This window comes from Streptomyces sp. BA2, assembly GCF_009769735.1.
GTDB lineage: Bacteria > Actinomycetota > Actinomycetes > Streptomycetales > Streptomycetaceae > Streptomyces.
In genome coordinates this window covers 4,781,631-4,805,185 of the sequence record NZ_WSRO01000002.1, presented here as the reverse complement: position 1 = coordinate 4,805,185, position 23,555 = coordinate 4,781,631, and the positions used below count along the sequence as shown (strand labels likewise).

Annotated in this window: 18 protein-coding genes and 1 tRNA gene; 11 read left to right on the top strand and 8 right to left on the bottom strand. The window is 69.6% G+C overall.

The genetic code is table 11. The features are described from left to right. Positions 1-105: 105 nt before the first annotated feature. Positions 106-1,227, bottom strand: a complete 1,122-nt coding sequence (locus tag E5671_RS24345) for a LacI family DNA-binding transcriptional regulator (protein WP_160506062.1) — start codon at positions 1,225-1,227, stop codon at positions 106-108. A gap of 386 nt (positions 1,228-1,613) precedes the next feature. On the opposite strand from E5671_RS24345, the gene hisC reads away from it, so the two are divergent. From hisC to E5671_RS24315, 6 genes are all read left to right on the top strand, one after another. Beyond that, a complete protein-coding gene (gene hisC, locus E5671_RS24340; protein WP_160506061.1) occupies positions 1,614-2,693 on the top strand; it encodes a histidinol-phosphate transaminase in 1,080 nt (359 codons plus the stop codon). Positions 2,694-2,916: 223 nt separating this feature from the next. Further along, positions 2,917-4,455: a cytochrome ubiquinol oxidase subunit I gene (locus E5671_RS24335; RefSeq protein ID WP_160506060.1), complete on the top strand. Its 1,539-nt coding sequence runs from the start codon at positions 2,917-2,919 to the stop codon at positions 4,453-4,455. Positions 4,456-4,469: 14 nt separating this feature from the next. Next, positions 4,470-5,474, top strand: a complete 1,005-nt coding sequence (cydB, locus tag E5671_RS24330; protein WP_160506059.1) for a cytochrome d ubiquinol oxidase subunit II — start codon at positions 4,470-4,472, stop codon at positions 5,472-5,474. Positions 5,475-5,541: 67 nt separating this feature from the next. Further along, positions 5,542-9,051 carry a thiol reductant ABC exporter subunit CydD gene (cydD, locus tag E5671_RS24325; protein ID WP_160506058.1) on the top strand — a complete coding sequence of 1,170 codons (3,510 nt, stop codon included), beginning with the start codon at positions 5,542-5,544 and terminating at the stop codon, positions 9,049-9,051. A 75-nt stretch (positions 9,052-9,126) separates the two neighbouring features. Next, the gene (locus E5671_RS24320) at positions 9,127-10,863 is read left to right on the top strand and encodes a GAF domain-containing sensor histidine kinase (protein WP_160506057.1); all 1,737 of its coding nucleotides are present in this window, start codon (positions 9,127-9,129) and stop codon (positions 10,861-10,863) included. Between the two features lie 145 nt (positions 10,864-11,008). Then, entirely contained in the window at positions 11,009-12,097 is a 1,089-nt protein-coding gene (locus E5671_RS24315) for a M23 family metallopeptidase (protein ID WP_160506056.1), read from the top strand. A gap of 60 nt (positions 12,098-12,157) precedes the next feature. Here the strand turns inward: E5671_RS24315 and E5671_RS24310 are convergent, their stop codons facing one another. The 7 genes from E5671_RS24310 to E5671_RS24280 all read right to left on the bottom strand — a co-directional run bounded on the left by E5671_RS24310 (position 12,158) and on the right by E5671_RS24280 (position 19,415). Beyond that, on the bottom strand, positions 12,158-13,042 hold the full coding sequence (locus E5671_RS24310) for a Cof-type HAD-IIB family hydrolase (protein ID WP_160506055.1): 885 nt from the start codon (positions 13,040-13,042) through the stop codon (positions 12,158-12,160). Between the two features lie 61 nt (positions 13,043-13,103). Next, entirely contained in the window at positions 13,104-14,027 is a 924-nt protein-coding gene (locus E5671_RS24305) for an LLM class flavin-dependent oxidoreductase (RefSeq protein ID WP_160506054.1), read from the bottom strand. A gap of 57 nt (positions 14,028-14,084) precedes the next feature. After that, positions 14,085-14,663, bottom strand: coding sequence for an RNA 2'-phosphotransferase (locus E5671_RS24300; protein WP_160506053.1), 579 nt, complete (start codon positions 14,661-14,663; stop codon positions 14,085-14,087). A gap of 150 nt (positions 14,664-14,813) precedes the next feature. Next, positions 14,814-15,767 carry a MerR family transcriptional regulator gene (locus E5671_RS24295; protein ID WP_160510386.1) on the bottom strand — a complete coding sequence of 318 codons (954 nt, stop codon included), beginning with the start codon at positions 15,765-15,767 and terminating at the stop codon, positions 14,814-14,816. A gap of 89 nt (positions 15,768-15,856) precedes the next feature. Next, positions 15,857-16,789: a metal-dependent hydrolase gene (locus E5671_RS24290; RefSeq protein ID WP_160506052.1), complete on the bottom strand. Its 933-nt coding sequence runs from the start codon at positions 16,787-16,789 to the stop codon at positions 15,857-15,859. After that, positions 16,786-18,567 (bottom strand): SDR family oxidoreductase, encoded by a 1,782-nt coding sequence (locus E5671_RS24285; RefSeq protein WP_160506051.1) that lies wholly within the window; start codon positions 18,565-18,567, stop codon positions 16,786-16,788. Before E5671_RS24285 ends, E5671_RS24290 begins: the two co-directional genes overlap by 4 nt. Then, a complete protein-coding gene (locus E5671_RS24280) occupies positions 18,564-19,415 on the bottom strand; it encodes a M24 family metallopeptidase (protein ID WP_160506050.1) in 852 nt (283 codons plus the stop codon). The genes E5671_RS24285 and E5671_RS24280 overlap by 4 nt, the downstream gene beginning before the upstream one ends. Before the next feature lie 253 nt (positions 19,416-19,668). On the opposite strand from E5671_RS24280, the gene E5671_RS24275 reads away from it, so the two are divergent. The 5 genes from E5671_RS24275 (at position 19,669) to E5671_RS24255 (ending at position 23,551) form a co-directional block, all read left to right on the top strand. Further along, positions 19,669-20,688, top strand: a complete 1,020-nt coding sequence (locus E5671_RS24275) for an ATP-binding cassette domain-containing protein (protein ID WP_160510385.1) — start codon at positions 19,669-19,671, stop codon at positions 20,686-20,688. Continuing rightward, on the top strand, positions 20,678-21,583 hold the full coding sequence (locus E5671_RS24270; protein ID WP_160506049.1) for an ABC transporter permease: 906 nt from the start codon (positions 20,678-20,680) through the stop codon (positions 21,581-21,583). The genes E5671_RS24275 and E5671_RS24270 overlap by 11 nt, the downstream gene beginning before the upstream one ends. Continuing rightward, the gene (locus tag E5671_RS24265; protein ID WP_160506048.1) at positions 21,580-22,491 is read left to right on the top strand and encodes an ATP-binding cassette domain-containing protein; all 912 of its coding nucleotides are present in this window, start codon (positions 21,580-21,582) and stop codon (positions 22,489-22,491) included. The genes E5671_RS24270 and E5671_RS24265 overlap by 4 nt, the downstream gene beginning before the upstream one ends. Positions 22,492-22,502: 11 nt before the next feature. Then, positions 22,503-23,222 (top strand): ABC transporter permease subunit, encoded by a 720-nt coding sequence (locus E5671_RS24260; RefSeq protein ID WP_160506047.1) that lies wholly within the window; start codon positions 22,503-22,505, stop codon positions 23,220-23,222. A 239-nt stretch (positions 23,223-23,461) separates the two neighbouring features. After that, a tRNA-Ser gene (locus E5671_RS24255) sits at positions 23,462-23,551 on the top strand. The last annotated feature ends 4 nt before the right edge of the window (positions 23,552-23,555 follow it).

Below are 23,555 nucleotides of genomic sequence, written 5' to 3'. Positions count from 1 at the left end.
TGTGCCAGGCGGTTTCGGTTGACGGCCGGTCGGCGGCCGGTCGGCGACCGGTTGGCGGCCACTTGATGACCGGTCGACGGGGGTTCTCCCCGCCGACCGGCACGCTCAACCGGTTCCGGGTGAGCGGGGTGGGCTGACCGTCGTACGCGGTGGACGTCGCTCGGACGAGGTGCGCACGATCAGCTCCGTCGGTATCACCTGCTCGACGGGCCGGCCCGAATCGAGGCCTTCGATGGCGTCGATGAGGAGCTGGACGACGGCCGTGCCGATGCGCCGCGGTTTGAGCGAGAGCGTGGTGATGGGGGGTTCGGTGGTGGCGTAGACCGTGGATTCGCTGCAGCAGACGAGCAGCAGGTCGTCGGGGACGCGCAGGCCGTACCGCCGGGCGGCGGCGAGGAGGTCTGTTCCGTTGGGGTCGAAGAGGCCGTAGACGGCGTCGGGGCGGTCGGGTCTTGCGAGCAGCCGGTCGGCAGCGACCGCGCCGGCACACGGGTCGTGGGCCGGGTAGGACTCGTACACCGGGTCCTGTCCGACGCGCTCGCACCAGCGCAGATAGGCGGTCGTGGACAGATGGGTGTACGTGTCCGTGGTGGTCCCGGTGAGCAGTCCGATCCGGCGGGCTCCGGCCGCCGCGAGGTGGTCGAGGATTTCGAGGACCGCCGCCTCGTGGTCGTTGTCGACCCAGGCGGTGACCGGCAGAGACCCGGCCGGACGGCCGTCGGACACGACGGGTAGGCCCTGGCGCACGAGTTCGCTGACGACGGGGTCGTGGTCGGACGGATCGACGACGACGGTGCCGTCGAGCGCGACGTTCGACCACACGTCGACCGGGCTGCGCCGGGAGGTGGCGGGCAGGATGACGAGGGCGTAGCCGCGGGCCAGCGCGGCCGAGGTCGCGGCTCTGGCCATCTCCGCGAAGTACGCGAATTCGGTGAAGGTGAAAGGTTCATCCCCGTAGGTCGTCACGGTCAGGCCGATCAGGCCCGATTTGCCGGTACGGAGCGTTCGGGCCGCCGCGGAGGGGCGATAGCCCAGCCGTTCGGCGACCTCGCGGACATGGCGTCGGGTGGCGTCCGGGAGCCGGCCCTTGCCGTTGAGAGCGTCGGAGACAGTCGTGATGGAGACACCGGCGGCTGCGGCGACGTCTCTGATGCCCGCTCGGCTCTGCCGGTTGCCCCGGCGGGCGGTCTCCGCTCGGCTCACCTGGTGGTTCCCTGCTGCTGTCATGGCGAGCCGATAGTAGGGCTCATGAGGGTGGGTAGTGCGGACGCATATTCACTCGTTGACAGGCACGTTTCTGCATGGCTGAAACGGGTCAACAGCCTTGGATTGCAAGGGAGTTGGCGGGTTCGAGGGTGGACGGTCCCTTGTCGTCGCGCACAGGCCTGCCAAATGAGCGATGTTTCGAAGAGGTCTCAACTCACCTTCACGGGTGATGCGCGCCACGGAGTGAGCCACCGGCGCGCACTGGAGGGGGGAGCGCTCCCCCCTCGTTGCACGCCCAGCGGAGCGGATGCCCCTGACCCATTCGCAGCAGAGCTGAATCCTCATAAGGTGAGGAGTATTGAAGTTCAGGGTGTTCAGGTGTTCAGGCGTTCAAGAGGAGGACTGCGGTGAGCGAGACGAGCCCGAGGCTGCGTGCCGAGCTGGAGGGTATCCCCACTTACAAGCCGGGGAAGCCCGCCGCGGCCGATGGCCCGGTGGCCTACAAGCTGTCCTCGAACGAGAACCCCTACCCGCCGCTGCCGGGCGTCATGGAGAGCGCGCTCGCCGCCGCGGGTGCGTTCAACCGCTACCCCGACATGGCGTGCACGGGCCTGATGAGTGAACTCGCCGACCGCTTCGGGGTGCCGGTGTCGCACGTGGCGACGGGCACCGGTTCCGTCGGCGTCGCGCAGCAGCTGATCCAGGCCACGTCGGGCCCGGGGGATGAGGTCATCTACGCCTGGCGGTCCTTCGAGGCGTACCCGATCATCACGCAGGTGAGCGGGGCCACGTCGGTGAAGGTGCCGCTGACGCCGGGGGACGTCCACGACCTGGACGCGATGGCCGACGCCATCACCGACCGGACGCGGCTGATCTTCGTCTGCAACCCGAACAACCCGACCGGCACCGTGGTGCGCAGGGCCGAGCTGGAGCGGTTCCTCGACCGGGTGCCGAGCGATGTCCTTGTGGTGCTCGACGAGGCCTACCGCGAGTTCATCCGGGATGCCGAGGTGCCGGACGGCGTGGAGATCTACCGCGAGCGTCCGAACGTCGCCGTGCTGCGTACGTTCTCCAAGGCGTACGGCCTCGCGGGCCTGCGCGTCGGCTTCGCGATCGCCCATGAGCCGGTGGCCGCCGCGCTGCGCAAGACGGCGGTGCCCTTCGGGGTGAGCCAGCTCGCGCAGGACGCGGCGGTGGCTTCGCTGCGGGCCGAGGACGAGCTGATGGGCCGCGTCGGCTCGTTGGTCGCCGAGCGCACGCGGGTGGTCGAGACGCTGCGCGGGCAGGGCTGGACCGTGCCCGAGACGCAGGCGAACTTCGTGTGGCTGCGGCTCGGGGAGCGTACGACCGACTTCGCGGCGGCGTGCGAGAAGGCCGGCGTGGTCGTACGGCCGTTCGCGGGCGAGGGGATGCGGGCCACGATCGGGGAGACCGAGGCGAACGACATCTTCCTGCAGGCGGCGGAGGCGTTCCGCAAGGAGCTCTAGCCTCCGGCGGTGTTCCGACAGCAGGGCCCCGGGGGTGTTCCCCGGGGCCCTGCTCGTGTTCCCCGCGGTAAAGGGGGACCCCCCCTTCACGTGCCGACAGCTTGTGCGACATAATTGCTTGTGAATGTGAACGCGTTCACAAGCGTGTCCCGGTTGCTCCCGAGGTAAGTGGGATTAAAGGCGCAAACCGCCGAGGTGAGCACGGCCGTAAGGAGAAGTCGACGTGGATCTGGCTCTGGCGCCCGAGACATTGGCGCGATGGCAGTTCGGCATAACCACCGTCTACCACTTCCTGTTCGTCCCTCTGACGATCTCGCTGGCCGCCCTCACGGCGATCCTGGAGACGGCTTGGGTGCGCACGGGCAAGGAGCACTACCTCAGGGCGACCAAGTTCTGGGGAAAGCTGTTCCTGATCAACATCGCGATGGGTGTCGTCACCGGCATCGTCCAGGAGTTCCAGTTCGGCATGAACTGGTCCGACTACTCGCGCTTCGTCGGTGACGTCTTCGGGGCGCCGCTCGCCTTCGAGGCGCTCATCGCCTTCTTCTTCGAGTCGACCTTCATCGGCCTGTGGATCTTCGGCTGGGACAAGCTCCCGAAGAAGCTGCACTGCGCCACGATCTGGATCGTCTCCGCCGGAACCATCGCGTCGGCGTACTTCATCATCGCGGCCAACGCCTTCATGCAGCACCCGGTCGGCTACAAGATCGTGGAGCGGGACGGCACCAAGCGCGCGGAGCTCACCGACTTCTCGAAGGTGCTCTTCCAGGAGACGACGCTGGTCAACTTCTTCCACGTCATCTCGGCGGCCGTCCTGGTCGGCGGCGCCTTCATGACCGGCATCGCGATCTTCCACCTGCGCAAGAAGCAGCACATCCGCACCATGCGGATGTCGATGCGGCTCGGCCTGGTCACCGCGTTCGTCGGCACCCTCCTCACCGTGGTCAGCGCCGACACCCTCGGCAAGGTCATGTACGAGCAGCAGCCGATGAAGATGTCGGCCGCCGAGGCCCTGTGGGAGTCGGAGAAGCCGGCGCCGTTCTCGCTCTTCGCGTACGGCGATGTCTCCGAGGGACACAACAAGGTCGCCATCGAGGTCCCCGGGGTCCTTTCCTTCCTCGCCAAGAACAACTTCAGCGCCGAGATCCCCGGCATCAACGACCTCAACAAGGAGGCGCAGGAGAAGTTCGGGCCCGGCGACTACCGGCCCAACATCCCCACCGCCTACTGGTCCTACCGCTGGATGATCGGCTTCGGCGGGGTCTCGATGGCCCTGTGCACCGCCGGACTCTGGCTGACGCGGAAGAAGTTCTGGCTGGCGCCTGAGCACCGCACGGGCGAGGACGACGTGCCGAAGCTCATGCTCACCAAGAACAAGGAACTGACGCCGAAGCTCGGCAACTGGTGGTGGCGGCTCTCCCAGTGGACGCTGATCTTCCCCCTCATCGGCACCGCCTGGGGCTGGATCTTCACCGAGACCGGGCGGCAGCCCTGGGTGGTCTACGGCGTCCTGAAGACCCAGGACGCGGTCTCGCCGGGGGTGTCGCAGGGTGAGGTGATCACTTCGCTGGTCGTGTTCACCGGGATCTACGCGATCCTCGCCGTGATCGAGGTGAAGCTGCTGCTCAAGTACATCAAGGCGGGTCCGCCCGAGCTCACCGAGGCCGACCTCAACCCGCCCACCAAGATCGGCGGTCCCGGTTCCGGCTCGGGTTCCGATGATGACGCCGATGCCGACCGGCCCATGGCCTTCTCGTACTGAGGGAGTTGATCGACATGGAACTTCACGACGTCTGGTTCGTGCTGATCGCAGTCCTGTGGATCGGCTACTTCTTCCTGGAGGGCTTCGACTTCGGGATCGGCATCCTCACCAAACTGCTCGCCCGTGACAGGACCGAGAAGCGGGTGCTCATCAACACCATCGGCCCCGTCTGGGACGGCAACGAGGTGTGGCTGCTCACGGCGGGCGGCGCGACCTTCGCCGCCTTCCCCGAGTGGTACGCGACGCTCTTCTCCGGCTTCTATCTGCCCCTCCTGATCATCCTGCTCTGCCTGATCGTGCGCGGTGTCGCCTTCGAGTACCGGGCGAAGCGGCCCGAGGAGAACTGGCAGCGCAACTGGGAGCAGGCCATCTTCTGGACCTCGCTGATCCCGGCCGTGATGTGGGGCGTGGCCTTCGCCAACATCACGCGCGGCGTGAAGATCGACGCCCACAAGGAGTACGTGGGCGGCTTCTGGGACCTGCTGAACCCGTACGCGATCCTGGGCGGCCTGGTCACCCTGGCGCTGTTTACCTTCCACGGCGCGGTCTTCGCCTCGCTCAAGACGGTGGGGGACATCCGTGTGCGGGCGCGGAAGCTGGCACTCGGGCTCGGCCTGGCGGCCGCTGTCCTGGCGCTCGGGTTCCTGCTCTGGACGCAGGCGGACAACGGCGACGGCAAGAGCCTGGTCGCGATGATCGTGGCCGTGGTCGCGCTGGTGGGTGCCATCGGGGCGATCAAGGTGGGGCGCGAGGGCTGGTCGTTCGCGCTGTCGGGCATCACGATCGCGGCGGCTTTCGCGATGATTTTCCTGACGCTCTTCCCTAACGTCATGCCGTCGTCGCTGAACGAGGAGTGGAACCTCACGGTCACCAACGCCTCGTCGAGTCCCTACACCCTGAAGATCATGACCTGGTGCGCCGGCATCGCGACGCCGATCGTGCTGCTCTACCAGTCGTGGACCTACTGGGTGTTCCGCAAGCGGATCGGTACGCAGCACATCGCGGACGCGGCGCACTGAGTCCTCGCGTGTTGGTCCCTGAGCCCATCGGCTGTCTTCTTCCGGTCCCTCGGAGGGTGTGTTTCACGTGAAACCAATCGACCCGCGTCTGCTGCGGTACGCCCGTGCCACCCGGTTCTTCCTGGCCGCGGTGGTGGTCCTCGGCGTCGCCGGGGCGGGCCTGGTCGTCGCTCAGGCGATGCTCATCGCCGAGATCGTGGTCGGTGCCTTCCAGAAGGGGCTCGCCCTCGGCGATCTGGGGACGCCGTTCGTCCTGCTCGTGGTGGTCGCGGCGGGGCGGGCGCTTGTCGCCTGGCTGACCGAGCTCGCCGCCCACCGGGAGAGCGCGGCGGTGAAGTCGGAGCTGCGGGGGCGGCTGCTCGACCGGGCGGGGCTGTTGGGTCCGGGCTGGCTGAGCAGCCAGCGGACGGGGTCGCTGGTCTCGCTGGCCACGCGGGGCGTGGACGCACTCGACGACTACTTCTCGCGCTATCTGCCGCAGTTGGGGCTCGCGGTGGTGGTTCCGGTGGCGGTGCTCGCGAGGATCGTCACCGAGGACTGGGTGTCGGCGGCGATCATCGTCGTGACGCTGCCGCTGATCCCGATCTTCATGATCCTGATCGGTATGGCGACCCAGAACCGGATGGACCGTCAGTGGCGGCTCCTGTCCCGTCTGTCGGGGCACTTCCTGGACGTGGTGGCGGGCCTGCCGACCCTGAAGGTGTTCGGACGCGCGAAGGCGCAGGCCGAGTCGATCCGGCAGATCACGGGCGAGTACCGACAGGCGACGATGCGTACGCTGCGCATCGCCTTCCTGTCGTCGTTCGCGCTCGAACTCCTCGCGACGCTGTCCGTGGCGCTGGTCGCGGTGACGATCGGAATGCGGCTCGTCCACGGCGACATGGATCTGTACGTGGGTCTGGTGATCCTGATCCTCGCGCCCGAGGCCTACCTGCCGCTGCGGCAGGTCGGAGCGCAGTACCACGCGGCGGCGGAGGGGCTCTCCGCCGCCGAGGAGATCTTCGAGGTCCTGGAGGCTCCGGTGCGGGCCGCCGGGGACGCACCGGCTCCTTCGGGGACGTTGAGCGTGGAGGGCGTGACGGTCCGGTATCCGGGCCGGTCTTCGGACGCGGTCTCCGGGGTTTCGTTCGCGGTGGAGCCCGGCGAGACCGTGGCTCTGGTCGGGCCCAGCGGCGTGGGCAAGTCGACGCTGCTCGACGTGGTCCTCGGGTTCGTCGAGCCTGCTGAGGGGCGGGTGTGTGTCGGGGGCGTCGACCTGGCCGAGGTCGCGCCGGAGCGGTGGCGGGAGCGGATCGCCTGGGTCCCGCAGCGGCCGCACCTGTACGCCGGGTCCATCGCGGAGAACGTACGCCTTGCGCGGCCGGACGCGGACGACGCTTCCGTGCGCGATGCGTTGGAGGCGGCGGGGGCCTGGGGGTTCGTTTCCGCGCTGCCGGGTGGTGTGGGGACGCTGCTCGGGGAGGACGGGGCGGGGCTTTCGGCCGGGCAGCGGCAGCGGCTCGCTCTGGCGCGGGCGTTCCTGGCCGACCGGCCTGTGGTCCTCCTTGACGAGCCGACCGCGGCTCTGGACGGGGAGACCGAGGAGGGCGTCGTCGAGGCGGTTCGGCGGCTGGCCGTGGGGCGGACCGTGCTGCTGGTGGTGCATCGGCCGGCGTTGCTGGGGGTTGCGGATCGTGTCGTACGGCTGGATGCACACGTCGGTGAGGTCCAGCGCCGTGGGCACGCCGTCAAGGTGCCGGGTGCCGTTGCCGGCGATTCCCTCTCCCCCGGCGGCCCGATCGTGCCGGGTGGCCGCGAGGAGGGGTACGAGATACCCCACCCGAAGGGCGACGTGCTGGCCCGGGTGCGGGGTGCCGCACAGGCGCGGAAGGGCAAGCTCGTGCTCGCCCTTCTCCTCGGCGCCCTCGCGATCGGCAGCTCCGTAGGGCTGATGGCGACCTCGGGGTGGCTGATCAGCCGGGCGTCCGAGCAGCCGCCGGTGATGTACCTGATGATCGCGGTGACGGCCACCCGCGCCTTCGGCATGGGCCGTGCCGTCTTCCGCTACGCGGAGCGCCTCGTCTCGCACGACGCCGTCCTGCGCATGCTGGCCGACACCCGCGTCGCCGTCTACCGCCGCCTTGAGCGCCTCGCCCCGGCCGGGCTCAGGAAGACCCGCCGCGGGGACCTCCTCTCCCGCCTGGTCGCCGACGTGGACGCCTTGCAGGACTACTGGCTGCGCTGGCTCCTGCCCGCGTCGGCCGCCGCTGTCGTGGGCGCCGGAGCCGTCGGCTTCACCGCCTGGCTGCTGCCCGAGGCCGGCGCGGTCCTCGCCGTCGGCCTGCTCATCGCCGGGGTGGGCGTACCGCTGCTCTCCGGAGCCGTCGCCCGCCGGGCGGAGCGCAAGCTCGCCCCCGCGCGCGGGGTGCTGGCCACCCGCGTGGCCGATCTGCTCACCGGTACCGCCGAGTTGACGGTCGCGGGCGCGCTGACCCGGCGTACGGCCAAGGCGAAGGAAGCCGATGCCGCGCTGACCCGCATCGCGTCCAGGACCGCCACGGCCACGGCGCTCGGCGACGGGCTCGGCGCGCTCGCCACCGGTCTCACCGTGGCCGCCGCCGCTCTCGTCGGCGTACCGGCGGTGCACGACGGGCGGCTCAGCGGCATTGCCCTCGCCGTCGTCGTCCTCACTCCGCTCGCCGCCTTCGAGGCGGTCCTCGGGCTGCCCCTCGCCGTGCAGTACCGCCAGCGCGTCAGGAAGAGCGCCGAGCGCGTCTACGAGGTCCTGGACGCCCCCGAACCCGTCCCCGAGCCCGCTGTCCCCGCACAGCGCCCGCAGACGCCCTTCCCGCTCCGTGTCGAGGGGCTGCACGCCCGGTACGAGGGCCAGGACCGGGACGCGCTCGCGGGCGTCGGCCTGACGCTGGAGCGTGGTCGGCGCATCGCGGTGGTCGGCGCTTCGGGTTCCGGCAAGACGACGCTCGCCCAGGTGCTGCTGCGCTTCCTGGGGGCGAGCGAAGGGTCGTACAGCCTGGGCGGCACGGACGCGGCCACGCTGGACGGCGACACCGTGCGCGAACTCGTCGGGCTCTGCGCGCAGGACGCGCACATCTTCGACAGCTCCGTACGCGAGAACCTGCTCATCGCACGCAAGGGCGCCAGTGACGACGAACTGCGCGGCGCCCTTGCGCGGGCCCGGCTGCGGGAGTGGACCGACTCGCTCCCCGAAGGGCTCGACACCCTGGTCGGCGAGCACGGGGCCCGGCTCTCCGGAGGCCAGCGGCAGCGCATCGCCCTGGCCCGCGCGCTGCTCGCCGACTTCCCCGTACTCGTCCTTGACGAGCCGGCCGAACATCTCGACCTGCCGACCGCCGACGCGCTCACCGACGACCTCCTTGCTGCCACCGAAGGCCGTACGACGGTGCTCATCACGCACCGGCTCGCCGGGCTCGACGCGGTGGACGAGGTGATCGTCCTGGACGCCGGCCGGGTGGTGCAGCGTGGTCCGTACGCGGACCTCGTGGTGGTGGACGGGCCGCTGCGGCGCATGCTGGAACGGGAGCGGGCGGCGGACCTGCTGGTGACGGCCGCCGGGTAGGGCCGCGGGGCGCCGAGCCAGTCGGCTCGGGGCCCCGACTTTCCTCGCCAAATAGGACTAACTACTCTCAAAGGCATGTCAGCCCCCTCGGCCTCCGCCGCTTCTGAGCAACCCGATGGCACATCGGACCCGGTCGAGGCGGCAAAGAAGGCGACCCGCGGCCTTCAGGGGCTCTCCCCCGAGCTCACCGCGCGCGTGCCGCAGCTCCTGGAGGCGATGCGCTCCGTGGGCGCCGGGCTCGAACTGCACACCACGCTCGACCGCATCTGCGAGACGGCGGCCGAGCTCGCGGACGCCCACTACGCGGCGATCGGCGTCGTCTCCGAAGACGGCAAGGGGCTCTCCGACTTCGTCTACACCGGCATCGACGAGAAGACCGCCGAGCGCATCGGGCGCCTGCCCGACGGACACAAGGGGCTGCTCGGCGCCCTCATCCACCAGCCGGAGACGCTGCGCCTCGCGGACCTCTCGGCCGACCCGCGCTCGTGCGGCTTCCCGGCCCACCACCCGCCGATGCGGACCTTCCTCGGCGTCCCCATCCGCGTCCAGGGCGAGATCTTCGGCAACCTCTACCTGACCGAGAAGCGGGGCGGCGCCGACTTCAACGAGTACGACGTGCACATGGTCCGCGTGCTCGCGACGGAGGCGGGCATCGCCATCGGCAACGCCCGCCTCTACGAAGCCGCCATGCAGCGCGAGCGCTGGATCGACGGTTCCGTGGCGGTCACCACGGCGCTGCTCTCGGGGAGCGATGCGGAGGAGGCGCTCGCCGTCGTCGCCGAACAGGCCCGCCATCTCGCCGACTCGGCCGCGGGGATCGTGCTCCTGCCCGACGACGAGGGCGGCATGGAGATCGTCGCCGTCTCCTCGGACGAACCCTCCGGGATTCTCGGCGTGGTCGTCCCCCCGGAGAGCCGGATCATCACCGATCTGCTCGCCGGTGACTCCGTGTTCCTCGACGACGCGGCCACGGACCCGCGCGTCATGACCGACCTCGCCCGCGGCTACGGCCCCGTCATGATGCTGCCGCTGCAGAGCGACGGCCGCGTCATGGGGACGCTCGTCACGCCACGCGCGCGTGGCGCTCGGCCGTTCAGCGAGACCGAGCGGACCCTCGCCACCCAGTTCGCCTCGCAGGCCGCCCTCGCGCTGATGATGGCCGAGGCGCAGCGCGACCGAGAACGGCTCGCGGTGTACGAGGACCGCGACCGGATCGCGCGGGACCTGCACGACCTCGTGATCCAGCGCCTGTTCGCCACCGGGATGATGCTGGAGAGCGCCCAGCGCAGGTCCGTCGTGCCCGAGGTGCAGACGGGGGTGGGCAAGGCCGTCGACGAGCTCGACGTGACGATCCAGGAGATCCGTACGGCGATCTTCGCCTTGCAGCAGGGACCGGCCGAGGCTCCTTCGGGGCTGCGTACGCGGGTCCTTCGCGAGATCAACATGGCCGCGGTGCCGCTCGGCTTCAAGCCCACGCACCACTTCGTCGGGCCCGTCGACACCGTGGTCGGCGAGCTCACCGGCAAGAACCTCATCGCGGCTCTGCGCGAGGCGCTGTCCAACGCGTTCCGGCATGCGCGGGCCGACCGCATCGACGTCGTCGTCGACGCGACGGTGATCCTGCCCGACGGTCAGCAGGGCGTACGCCTGACGGTCTCGGACGACGGAGTAGGCATCGCGGAGGGCGGCCGGCGCAGCGGCCTGAAGAACCTCAAGAGGCGTGCGGAGTCGCTCGGCGGGGACAGTTGGTACGGGTCCGGCATCGGGGAGGACGGGGGCGGTACGGCGGTGGTGTGGCAGGCGCCCTACTAGTGGCGCCCTACCAGTAGGGGCCGCCGCCGTCCGGCACGGCGGGCCCTGTTCGGCCGTACGGAAGTGGGCTGTTCGGGGCACTGGGTGCCCCGGGTGTACGAGTTGAGTACGACCCCGCCACGGCGGCAGGGCAACCATCCCTGACATGCGCTTGAGCCACCGCCGTACCCACCACCCGCTCGTCGCCGTGACGGTACTGCTGTGCGCGCTCCTGTGCCCCATGCCCGCCGACGCCTCCGAGGAACGGGGCGATGGATCGGGAGACGGATCGGGCGACGGACCGGGCGACGGACCGGGCGCGAGCGCCGAAGTGGCACGCCTCTACGAGGAGGCTTCCGCGGCGACCGCACGCTACGAAGAGGGCCGACAAGCGGCCGAGGTGCAGCGCGCGAAGGTCCGGAAACTGGACCGACTCCTTACGAAGAAGCGGCACGCGGTCGACGTGCTGCACGCGGACCTCGGCCGGATGGCCAGCGCCCAGTACCGCAGCGGCGGTGGCCTTTCCCAGACCGCCCAACTCCTGCTCGCCGAAAGCCCCGAAGAGCTGGTGCGTGGTCAGCGGTTGATGCGGCAGGCGGATCTCGCCGTCACCCACACCGTCGGCAAGACCCAGCGTGCCGCCGCCAGGCTCGCGGACGCCAAGCGCACCGCGGACCGTGCCAAACGCGCCCTGGACCGCCGCCACGACCACCTCGCGGAGCTGAAGCACGGGATCGAGAGCAAGCTGGAATCGGCGCAGTGGACCTTGCAGGGCGAGGCCGACCGGTCGGTCGCCGCCGGGCAGTGCAGAGGCGCCGTACGCCTGGATCAGCCGGAAACGGACTCCACGCGCGCGTGGACGACGCCCGTGGAGACGTACGAACTGTCGGCGGGCTTCGACAGTGCCGGTGGCCGCTGGTCGCACCGGCACACGGGGCAGGACTTCGCGGTCGGCATCGGGGCGCCGGTGCGGGCGGTCGGCGCGGGCCGGGTGGTGTCCGTGTCGTGCGGGGGCGCCTTCGGCATCGAGGTCGTGGTGGAGCACGAGGGCGGCTACTACACGCAGTACGCGCACCTGGCCGCCGTCGCCGTCGACCAGGGCGAACGGGTGGACCCCGGGCAGTGGGTCGGGCAGGCGGGCACCACCGGCAACTCGACGGGGCCGCACCTGCACTTCGAGGTGCGGCTCACGCCGCATCTGGGGTCCGGCGTGGACCCCGCCGAGTGGCTGGACGAGCGGGGAGTGCGGCTCTAGCGGGCGGCCCGCTTCTCGCTTTTCGGGCGGCCCGCTTCTCGCTTTGCCGCTGTCCTGCCGTCAGTCCCGCTGCTCGTCCAGGATCCGCTCGATGACGATCGCGACGCCGTCCTCGTTGTTGGCGACCGTGCGTCCCGAAGCGGCGGCGAGCACGTCCGGGTGCGCGTTGCCCATCGCGTACGACGTGCCCGCCCAGGTGAGCATCTCGATGTCGTTCGGCATGTCCCCGAAGGCGACGACCTCCGCGGGCGTGATGCCGCGCTCGGCGCAGCACAGCTCCAGGGTGCTGGCCTTGGAGACTCCCGGGCCGCTGATCTCGAGCAGGGCGCTCGGGCTCGACCGGGTGATCTCCACCTGGCCGCGCACGGCATCGCGGGCCACGGTCAGGAAGTCGTCGGGCGTGATCTCGGGGTGGAAGGCGAGGACCTTCAGGATGGGCTGGGTCGCGTTCTCGGAGTCCTCGGCGAGGAGCTTCTCCGCGGGGGCGATGCTCTCGCCGGGCTCCAGGTGCAGGGGCGGGTACGTCGGTTCGTGGTGCAGTCCGCCGGTCCGCTCGACCGCGAAGGACGTGCCCGGGGCCGCCGCGCGCAGCAGGCGGACGACGTCGAGCGCGTCCTCGCTCCGCAGCTCCCGCACCTTCACGAAGCGATGGCCGCCCGATCCGTCGTGCAGGTCGACCACGGCGGCGCCGTTGCCGCAGATGGCGAGGCCGTGGCCGTGCACGTGAGCGCTGACGACGTCCATCCAGCGGGCCGGGCGGCCGGTCACGAAGAAGACCTCGATCCCGGCTCGCTCGGCGGCGGCGAGTGCGGCGACGGTGCGGTCGGACACGGACTTGTCGTCACGCAGAAGGGTGCCGTCCAGGTCCGTGGCGATCAGCCGGGCCTTGGGCCGGTGGAGGGCGGAGGCGGCCGGGGTCTTGGGCCGTGGGGTAGCTGAGGTCACGCCATCGATTGTCCCGCACATGGGTGCACGGGCGTGCGCTGGGGCGCACATCTGAGTGCGTTTATGCCCCTGTTGTGCTGTCTCCCAGCTGCACCAGGGCCTCCGTGGCGATCCGCTCGAAGACCTTCTCGTCGGCGGCGAAATCCGTTCCCGGCAGCGGCCAGTGCAGAACGATCTCGTTGAAGCCCAGCTCAGCGTGGTTGCCTGCGAAGTCGACGAAGGCGTCGAAGGAGTCCAGGGGACGGTCGGGGGTGAAGCCGGTGAGCAGGATCTTGTCGAGCTCGGCGACGTCGCGCCCGATCGCGTCACACGCCGTGGCCAGCTTCTCGGCCTGTCCGCGGATGGCTTGAAGTGACTGCTCCGGGGTGCCGTTCTCGAAGAGCTTCGGGTCGCCCGTGGTCACCCACGCCTGACCGTGGCGCGCGGCGAGCTTCAGGCCGCGCGGCCCGGTCGCGGCGACCGCGAAGGGCAGCCGGGGGCGCTGGACACAGCCCGGGATGTTCCGCACCTCGGAGGCCGAGTAGTACGCGCCCTCGTACGAAACGACGTCTTCAGTAAGAAGACGGTCGAGCAGCGGCAGGAACTCGCCGAAGTGGTCGGCCCGTTCGCGCGGGGCCCAGGGCTCGTCGCCCGCCTTGAGCAGTGCGGTGGCGTCGAAGCCGTTGCCGCCCGCGCCGATGCCGAGGGTGATCCGGCCGTCGGACACGTCGTCCAGCGTGATCAGGTCCTTGGCGAGGGTCACCGGGTGCCGGAAGTTCGGCGAGGTGACCAGGGTGCCGAGGCGCAGCCGGTCGGTGGCGGCCGCGGCGGCGGTCAGGGTCGGCACCGCGCCGAACCAGGGCCCGTCCCGGAAGGTCCGCCAGGAGAGGTGGTCATAGGTGTACGCGGTGTGGAAGCCCAGTTCCTCGGCCCGCTGCCAGCGCTCCTTGCCGCCTTCGTGCCAGCGGCGGACGGGCAGGATCACGGTGCTCAGACGCAAACTCATGTATCCGAGCGTATGCCCCGAGAACGTGCGCCCCTGCAGCTCCTCGCCCCTGCCTGGTCAGTGCGGGGCCGGGAAGCGGAGGTAGGCAGGGGGTACGGCGGCGGTGAGCCAGACGCCGTTGGCGCTGACCTGGAAGACATGGCCGTCGCGGTGCATCGCGCCCGCGTCGACGGAGAGCACGACCGGCCGGCCGCGACGGGCGCCGACGCGGGTGGCGGTCTCGCGGTCGGGCGAGAGATGCACGGCGTGGCGGTTCATGGGCCGCAGGCCCTCGACGCGGATCGCGGCCGTACTGCGGGCCACCGTGCCGTGGAAGAGGTACGCGGGCGGGGTCGCTGGAGGCAGATTGAGGTCGACGTCGACGGAGTGCCCCTGACTGGCACGGATCCGGCCGTCCGCCACGGCGAAGCGCTGTTTGTCGTTCACGGCCACCACATGCTCCAGCTCGGCACGCGTGAAGCGGAAACCGTGCGCCTCCGCTGCCGCGATGAGGGCGTCGATCTCCACCCAGCCGCTCTCGTCGAGCGTGAGACCGATCCTTTCCGGCTGATGACGCAGGTGCTTGGACAGGTATTTCGACACCTTCACGGTGCGGCGCTCGCCCGCCGAGCCGTCGGAGGGGGCTTCTCTATTCATCCGTTCAGCCTCGCTCCGAAGCGTTCTCCTCGCACTTGATTTTCGTCCACCGACTTTTCATCCATCACATTTCGTCCACAGGTTTGATCCACAGCCAAGTCCAGTTATCCACAGGGGAATTGGCGATTCTGTGGACAACACCCAAGCCGTTTAGCCCTTTTGGTCAACAGATCCGTGATTGAGGCGACTTGCCGCAAGTGAGTCCAATGTCCTGGCCTGAACCTCACGTTCGGCGGCCGCCGCCACGAACGCGGCGGCATTCTCCCGCCCAACGAGGCTCTCCACGGCCTGCATTGTCGACGCGGGAAGCGCCACACGAAGCGGCTCGTTCGTACGTGAGGGCGGCTGCCCGGACGCGAGGTGCTGCTGGAGGTGCCGGGTCGCGAACAGCCGCATGGCGCGGGCCAGTTCGGCGTCGACGGACTGCTGTGCAAGGGGCCTCAGACGCCGGACGAGCGCGGCCGCCTCCGCCGCGTCCGCCTCGCTCGGCGGATGCTGGCCGAGATAGCGCGCGAAGACATGCTCTGTGGTGAACTCCAGGAAACGGGAGGCTATGTGCTCGACCTGCCCCCTCAACTCCCGCAGATGGCCCGATATTGCGGACAGCGGAACCCCGGCGGCATGCAACTCCACGGCGACCGCGAGCTCTTGAGGGCTTGGCACCAGGAATTCGTCTTCCCTGCCCGGCATGGGCTCGAGCACGCCGAGCGCTATCGCGTCGGCCACCGCGGCCTCGTCAGGCTCTCCGCCGAACGCCGCGTCCAGCTCCGCCCGCGTCATCCGGTCGGCCTTCTCGTCCGTCCACGGGCCGCCGACCTCGGCGGCGAGACCCAGGACGCCGCCGAGTCCCCGGCCCGCGTCCCAGGCTTCGAGCAGCTCCTTGATGGAGGCCAGGGTGTAGCCCCTGTCGAGCAGATCGGCGATCTGTCTCAACCGGGCCAGATGCGCGTCGCCGTACACATTGGCCCGGCCGCGCCGCTCGGGCCGGGGGAGCAGGCCGCGGTCCTGGTAGGCGCGGATCGTGCGGACCGTGGCGCCGCTGTGGTGCGCCAGATCCTCGATGCGGTACTCCGCCGGTCTGGGCCCGGCGCCGCGGTGACCCACTGGCCCCTGCCCGGCGCCGTGGTGACCCACCGGTCCCTGCCCGGCGCCCGACTGCTCGTCCACGCTCCCCGCCTCCGTAAACCCTCGTGCTAGGCGATGGCCGCTCGGCCGACCGCAGCGGCCGCGGCCCGTGCCGCGGGTGACTCCGCCAGATATTCGACGGCCTTGCGCAGCGAGCCTTCCTGCGAGGGATGGTACGACCGCCGCAGATAGCGGGGTATGGCCGCACCGAGCTCCCGCCATGGGGGCAGCAGGCCCTTCCGGACGGCCTTGTTGTGCTCGACCAGCGAGTAGCGGAGGCGGCCCGCGAGCTGGGGGTCCCGGCGCATCAGATAGGCGGTGCCCCAGACCCACAGGTACAGCATCACGGGCGCCGTGACCGTCATGCCCGCGATGCGGCGGGCATAGCGGGGCAGGCCATCGCCGCCGCAGTGCTGATACATGTCGAAGGCGACCGAGCGATGCTCGACCTCCTCCGCGCCGTGCCAGCGCAGCAGGTCGAGCATGACCTCGTCGCCGTCCGCGTGGTCCAGGCCGTCGGCGTGCAGCACCCAGTTCCCCAGGACCGCCGTGAACTGCTCGATCGCCGCGACGACCGCGAGGCGGAAGCGCAGCCACTCCTGCGTCGGTATCGGAGCACCCAACGGCGGCTTCTCGCCGAGGAGTTTCTCGAAGAGGAAGTCGACGTACTTGGTGAACGCGGCGGTGTCGAGCCGCTGTGCCGCCAGGTGATCGAGCACGTGCGCGTGCTGCACGCTGTGCGTCGCCTCCTGCCCCATGAACCCCTTGACGTCCTTGAGCAGCACTGGATCCGTGACCAGGGGCAGGCCTTCCTTGAAGACCTTCACGAACCACCGCTCCCCCGCGGGGAGAAGCAGATGCAGCACGTTGATCACGTGGGTGGCGGTGGGCTCGTCCGGTATCCAGTGCAGCGGGGTCCGATCCCAGTCGAACGAGACCCGGCGCGGAACGATCGCGTAGTGCTCCTCGGTGTTCGTGTCGGTGCTCTTCTCCGTGCTCACAGTGGCGGCTCCAATCGGGCTATCGCACGCAGGACCTTGGGCGTGAAGCGGGACATGAGGTGGGCTCCACGGGCCTCCGGGGTGACCGGGACGACGGCCTGGTTCTTGACGACCGCGCGCAGGATCGCGTCGGCGACCTTCTCCGGCGGGTAGTTCCGCAGGCCGTACAGGCGCGAGGTCTTCTTCTGGCGGCGCTTCTCCTCCTCGGCGTCGACGCCGGTGAAGTGCGTGGTCGCCGTGATGTTCGTGTTCACGAAGCCGGGGCATATCGCGGAGACCCCGATGCCCTGGCCCGCCAGCTCCGCGCGCAGGCACTCGCTGAGCATCAGGACCGCCGCCTTGGAGGTGCTGTAGGCAGGGAGGGCCTTGGAGGGCTGATACGCCGCCGCGGACGCGGTGTTGACGATGTGACCGCCCTGGCCGCGCTCGGCCATCTGCTTGCCGAAGAGCCGGCAGCCGTGGATCACGCCCCACAGATTGACGTCGAGGACCTTCTTCCAGTCCTCGGCGCTCGTGTCGAGGAACGAGCCGGAGAGACCGATCCCCGCGTTGTTCACCAGGACGTCGACGACGCCGTACTCCCTGGCGACCTTCTCAGCGAGCTTCTCCATGGCCTGCTCGTCGGTGACGTCGACCGTCTCGCCCCAGGCCTCGGGGGCGCCGATCAGACGGGACATCTCCGCCGTGCGCGCCGCGCTCTCCGCGTCCCGGTCGACGGCCACGACGCGTGCGCCCGCCTCGGCGAACGCGAAGGCGGTGGCCCGGCCGATGCCGCTGCCGGCGCCCGTGACCAGGACCAGCTGGCCGCCGAATCGATCGGCGTGCTTCCCCGTGGCCACGCTGTCGTTGGCGGGCACGCCGTCCTCGTTCGTGGTGACGAAGTCCGTGATCCACGCGGCCAGTTGGTCGGGGCGGGTGCGGGGCACCCAGTGCTTGGCCGGGATGCTGCGGCGCACCAACTCCGGTGCCCACAGCTCCAGTTCGTCGTAGAGCCGCTCGGACAGGAAGATGTCGCCGGACGGAGTGATGAGCTGCACGGGGGCGTGCGCGTAGGCATCGGCGCGGGGCCTGCGCATCCGCGCGCGGACGTTGTCGCGGTAGAGCCACGCCCCGTGCGCGGCGTCCGACGGCAGCGACGACGTCGGGTAGTCGCCCGCCGGCACCTTCTCCACGCGTTCGAGGATCTTGGGCCACCGCTTGCCGAGCGGACCACGCCAGGCGAGCTCGGGAAGCACCGGTGTGTGCAGCATGTACACGTACCAGGACTTGGCGCCCTGGCCGAGGAGCTGGCCGACCTTGCGCGGTGTTGGCCGGGTCATTCGCTTCTTGATCCAGTGCCCGAAGTGGTCGAGCGAGGGCCCCGACATCGACGTGAAGGACGCGATGCGCCCCTCGGTGCGCTTGACCGTCACGAACTCCCAGGCCTGCACCGAACCCCAGTCGTGGCCGACCAGATGCACCGGTTTGTCCGGGCTCACCGCGTCCGCGACGGCCACGAAGTCATCGGTCAGCTTCTCCAGGGTGAAGCCGCCCCGCAACGGCTGCGGAGCCGTCGACCTGCCATGGCCCCGCACGTCGTAGAGCACGACGTGGAAGCGGTCGGCGAGGCGCTCGGCGACCTCCGACCAGACCTCCTTGGAGTCCGGATAGCCGTGCACGAGCAGCACCGTGGGCTGTGTCGGGTCGCCCAGCTCGGCGACGCACAGCTCCACTCCGCCCGTACGCACCCAGCGCTCGCGGGCGTCCTTGATTCCCTTGGTGATTCCTCCCGTGGTCATGCGGCGGCCCTCTCCTCAGCCCAGCGCCGCACATGCGGCAGATCGTCGTCCAGCCAGAACGCGCTCTCTTCGGGGTCCTTGGAGTCGGTGACGACCAGGATCTCCTCGAACTTCGCGCCCGTACCCCTGAATCCGAGGTGCGGTTCGACCGCCCAGAGCCCCTTCTGGGGCGGGTGGTCGGAGAATTTGTACGGCGACCAGAGCGGCGACCAGCCGTCCCGGTGCCCATGGATCGCGTCGCTGGCAAGGCCCTTCAGGGACTGCGTGCCGAAGCCGAAGACGTTCGGCGACAGGCGGCGCTCCTTGACCCGGTCGACCTTGTGCGCGATGACGCCGAAGGGATACGCGCGATGGCGGTTGGCATAGCCCTGGCGGACCATGAGCCGGTCCACGTCCTCATAGATCTCGCGCAACGGGCGGCGCTCACGCACCTCGCGCAGGAGCAGCTCGCGGTGCGCCTCCAGATCGGCGAGCAGCTTGTCGTGCACGGGATTGAGGCCGAGGCAGCCCGAGTAGCCGATGTCCGCCGTGTATCCCTTGTAGACCGGGGCCATGTCGAGGATGAAAGGCATCCCCGGCTCGAGGCGGCGGTTGGTGGGGAAGAACTGCAGCGGTATCCGGAAGTTCACGAACGCCGTGCGGTCCCCGAACCAGGCGAAGGGCAGGTGGAACCAGTCCCGCACACCCCGCTCCCGCAGCCACTCACGCTGCATCCGAGCCGCCTCGCGCTCGGTCACGCCCGGCTTGAGCTGCGCCGCGACCGCCTCCGCGCATTCATACGCGAGGGTCTGCACTTCCCTGAACCCCCGCAGTTCCGCGGAGAGTTCACCTGCCACTGCTGAGGTCATGCCACCGTCCGTCCGTGTCCGTTCCATCGCAGTACGCGTCCGTAACTTGACACTGATGAATGTGACAATGCTCAGCGGCTACGTCAATAGCTGTGCACGAGCCGGACCCGACTCCGGGGTTAAGCCGGGGGCATCCCCCAGGGGGCGACCTCAGGACGACCCTTACGGGCCCGTAATACCCGAGAGTGAGGCGAGGACAGCACCCTGGTCTGACGCTCGGTGTGGTCTGCGCCACTACCTTCGAAACGTGACTGTGATCGCGACCGAAAGCCTGAGCAAGCGGTTCCCGAGGGTGACCGCGCTTGACCGGCTCTCCATGGACATCGGGCCCGGTGTAACCGGACTCGTCGGAGCCAATGGAGCCGGCAAGTCCACACTGATCAAGATCCTGCTGGGTCTGTCCCCCGCCACGGAGGGCACCGCCGCTGTGCTCGGCCTCGACGTCGCCACCAGCGGCGGCCAGATCCGTGAGCGCGTCGGCTATATGCCCGAGCACGACTGCCTGCCGCCCGACGTCTCGGCCACCGAGTTCGTCGTCCACATGGCGCGCATGTCGGGACTGCCGCCCACGGCGGCCCGTGAACGCACCGCGGACACGCTGCGGCACGTCGGTCTTTATGAGGAGCGCTACCGCCCCATCGGGGGCTATTCGACAGGCATGAAGCAGCGCGTGAAACTCGCGCAGGCCCTCGTCCACGACCCGGACCTGGTCTTCCTTGACGAACCGACCAACGGCCTCGACCCCGTGGGCCGCGACGAGATGCTCGGCCTCATCCGCCGCGTCCACACGGACTTCGGCATCTCCGTCCTGGTCACCTCGCACCTGCTCGGCGAGCTCGAGCGCACCTGTGATCACGTCGTCGTCATCGACGGCGGCAAGCTCCTGCGGTCCAGCTCCACCACCGACTTCACCCAGACCACCACGACGCTGGCCGTCGAGGTGACGGACACCGACGAACACCCCGACGGCACGAAGGTGTTCCGCGAGGCACTTCAGGGTCGAGGGGTCACCACCCACGAGGGAAGCGGCCTGCCCGGCGCCGGGCACACCGTGCTGCTCGAAGCGGTCGGCGACGAGACGTACGACCTGGTCCGCGATCTCGTCGCGGACCTCGGCCTCGGCCTGGTCCGGATGGAACAGCGCAGGCACCACATCGCAGAGGTCTTCCAGTCCGAACAGTCCGAACAGTCCGAACAGCCGGAACAGTCCGGACAGTCCGAGAAAACCGAGCTGACGGAAGCGCGGAAGGAGGCGGTCCGCCATGGCGGTTGAGCAGCCCCCGGCACACGCCGGCGAACAGACCCAGATCCACAACATCGGCTATCGCAACTACGACGGCCCGCGCCTGGGCCGCGCCTACGCCCGCCGCTCGCTCTTCTCACAGAGCCTGCGCGGGGCGTACGGACTCGGCCGCTCGGCCAAGTCCAAGGTCCTCCCCATGATTCTCTTCGCGGTGATGTGCGTCCCCGCCGCGATCATGGTGGCGGTCGCCGTGACCACCAAGGCGAACGACCTCCCCCTCGACTACACCCGCTACGCGATCGTGCTGCAGGCCGTCATCAGTCTCTTCCTCGCCGCCCAGGCTCCCCAGACGGTCTCCCGCGACCTGCGCTTCAAGACCGTCCCCCTCTACTTCTCCCGCCCCATCGAGCACAGTGACTACGTACGCGCCAAGTTCGCGGCGATGGCCTCCGCGCTCTTCGCCCTCACGGCCGCGCCGCTGCTCGTCCTCTACGTAGGGGCGCTGCTCGCCAAGCTCGACTTTGCGGACCAGACCAAGGGCTTCGCCCAGGGGCTCGTCTCCGTGGCGCTGCTCTCGCTCCTCTTCTCCGGCATCGCCCTCGTCATCTCCGCGATCACGCCCCGCCGCGGCTTCGGGATCGCCGCTGTCATCGCCGTACTGACCATCAGCTACGGAGCGGTGTCCACGGTCCAGGCCATCGCCTACGAACAGGGCAGCACCGACGCCATCGCCTGGCTCGGCCTCTTCTCGCCGATCACGCTCATCGACGGCGTACAGACCGCCTTCCTCGGCGCGACCTCCGCCTTCCCCGGAGGGGAAGGCCCCTCGTCCGGCACGGGCGTGGTCTACGTGATCGTCGTCCTCGCCCTCATCGCGGGCTGCTACGGCGCGATGATGCGCCGCTACCGAAAGGTCGGGCTGTGAGCACCATCAACATCGACCACACCTCCCGCTGGTTCGGCAACGTGGTGGCGGTCAACGACATCACGATGAACGTAGGCCCGGGCGTCACCGGCCTCCTCGGTCCGAACGGCGCGGGGAAGTCCACCCTCATCAACATGATGGGCGGCTTCCTCGCCCCCTCCACCGGCAGCGTCACCCTCGACGCCAAGCCGATCTGGCGCAACGAACAGATCTACAAGGACATCGGCATCGTCCCCGAGCGCGAGGCGATGTACGACTTCCTCACCGGACGCGAATTCGTCGTCGCCAACGCCGAGTTGCACGGCCTGGACAAGCGGGCCGCGCACAAGGCCCTCGCCACGGTCGAGATGGAGTACGCGCAGGACCGCAAGATCTCGACGTACAGCAAGGGCATGCGCCAGCGCGTGAAGATGGCGTCCGCCCTCGTCCACGAACCGTCCGTGCTCCTGCTCGACGAGCCGTTCAACGGCATGGACCCCCGCCAGCGCATGCAGCTGATGGACCTGCTGCGGCGCATGGGAGACGAGGGCCGCACGGTCCTCTTCTCCTCGCACATCCTCGAAGAGGTCGAGCAACTCGCCTCGCACATCGAGGTGATCGTGGCCGGCCGGCACGCGGCGAGCGGTGACTTCCGCAAGATCCGCCGCCTGATGACCGACCGCCCGCACCGCTACTTGGTGCGTTCCAGCGACGACCGCGCCCTGGCCGCCGCCCTGATCGCAGACCCGTCGACGGCAGGAATCGAAGTCGACCTCAAGGAAGGCGCCCTGCGCATCCAAGCCATCGACTTCGGGCGCTTCACCGCCCTGTTGCCACGCATCGCCCGCGATCACGACATCCGGCTCCTCGCGGTCTCGCCATCGGACGAGTCCCTCGAGTCGGTCTTCTCCTATCTCGTCGCGGCCTGAAGGGAGCCATCGTGTACGACCCCACTGTCGCCCGGCTCACCTACCGGGCCCTGCTCGGCCGCCGCCGGGCGCTGATCCTCTTCACCCTGCCCGTCCTGCTGATCGTCATCTCCGCCGCGGTCCGCGGATTCAGCGGCGCCGACGACCAGGTCGCCTCCGACCTCCTCGGCGGCTTCGCGCTCGCCACGATGGTGCCGATCATCGGCGTCATCGCGGGCACCGGAGCCATCGGCCCGGAGATCGACGACGGCTCCGTCGTCTATCTCCTCTCCAAGCCGGTCAAGCGGCCCACGATCATCGTCACCAAGCTCACCGTCGCCATCGCCGTGACCATGGCGTTCTCAGCGATCCCGACCTTCATCGCGGGCATGATCCTGAACGGCAACGGCCAGCAGATCGCCGTGGCGTACACCATCGCCGCCCTGGTCGCCTCCATCGCGTACGCCGCGCTCTTCCTGCTCCTCGGCACCATCACCCGGCACGCGGTGGTCTTCGGACTCGTCTACGCCCTCGTGTGGGAGGCCCTCTTCGGGACGCTGGTCTCCGGGGCGCGCACGCTCAGCGTCCAGCAGTGGTCGCTCGCCGTCGCACAGAAGACCGCGGGCGGCGACCTGGTCACCTCGGACGTCGGACTGCCGGTCGCCACGGTGCTCCTTGTCGGCGTCACGGTCCTGGCCACCTGGTATGCCGGGCAGAAGCTGCGGTCGCTGACGCTGGCCGGGGAGGAGTGATTAATTCAGTGGCGGGCAAGTCGGGGCGCGGGCACAGTAGTTGTGTCACCGCGCCACGACCCTGGCGCCCGCTTACTGGGAGAGGAGCCGACGTGTCCATCAGTAGTCCGTCGAGTTCCCAGCAGGGCAGCCCGCGGCAGGCTTCGGAGTAGTTACTCACTCCGTAGAGCCCCGCCCACGGGGGAGTTGCCCGGGGCGGCCGCTTCGAGCGCGCACTTCGCTGCGCGGGCCGCCCACCCGGAGGATTGGCCGAGTGGTAAGGCAGCGGCTTGCTAAGCCGTCGTCGGGACCGAAATCCCGCGCGCGTTCGATCCGCGCATCCTCCGCCAGACG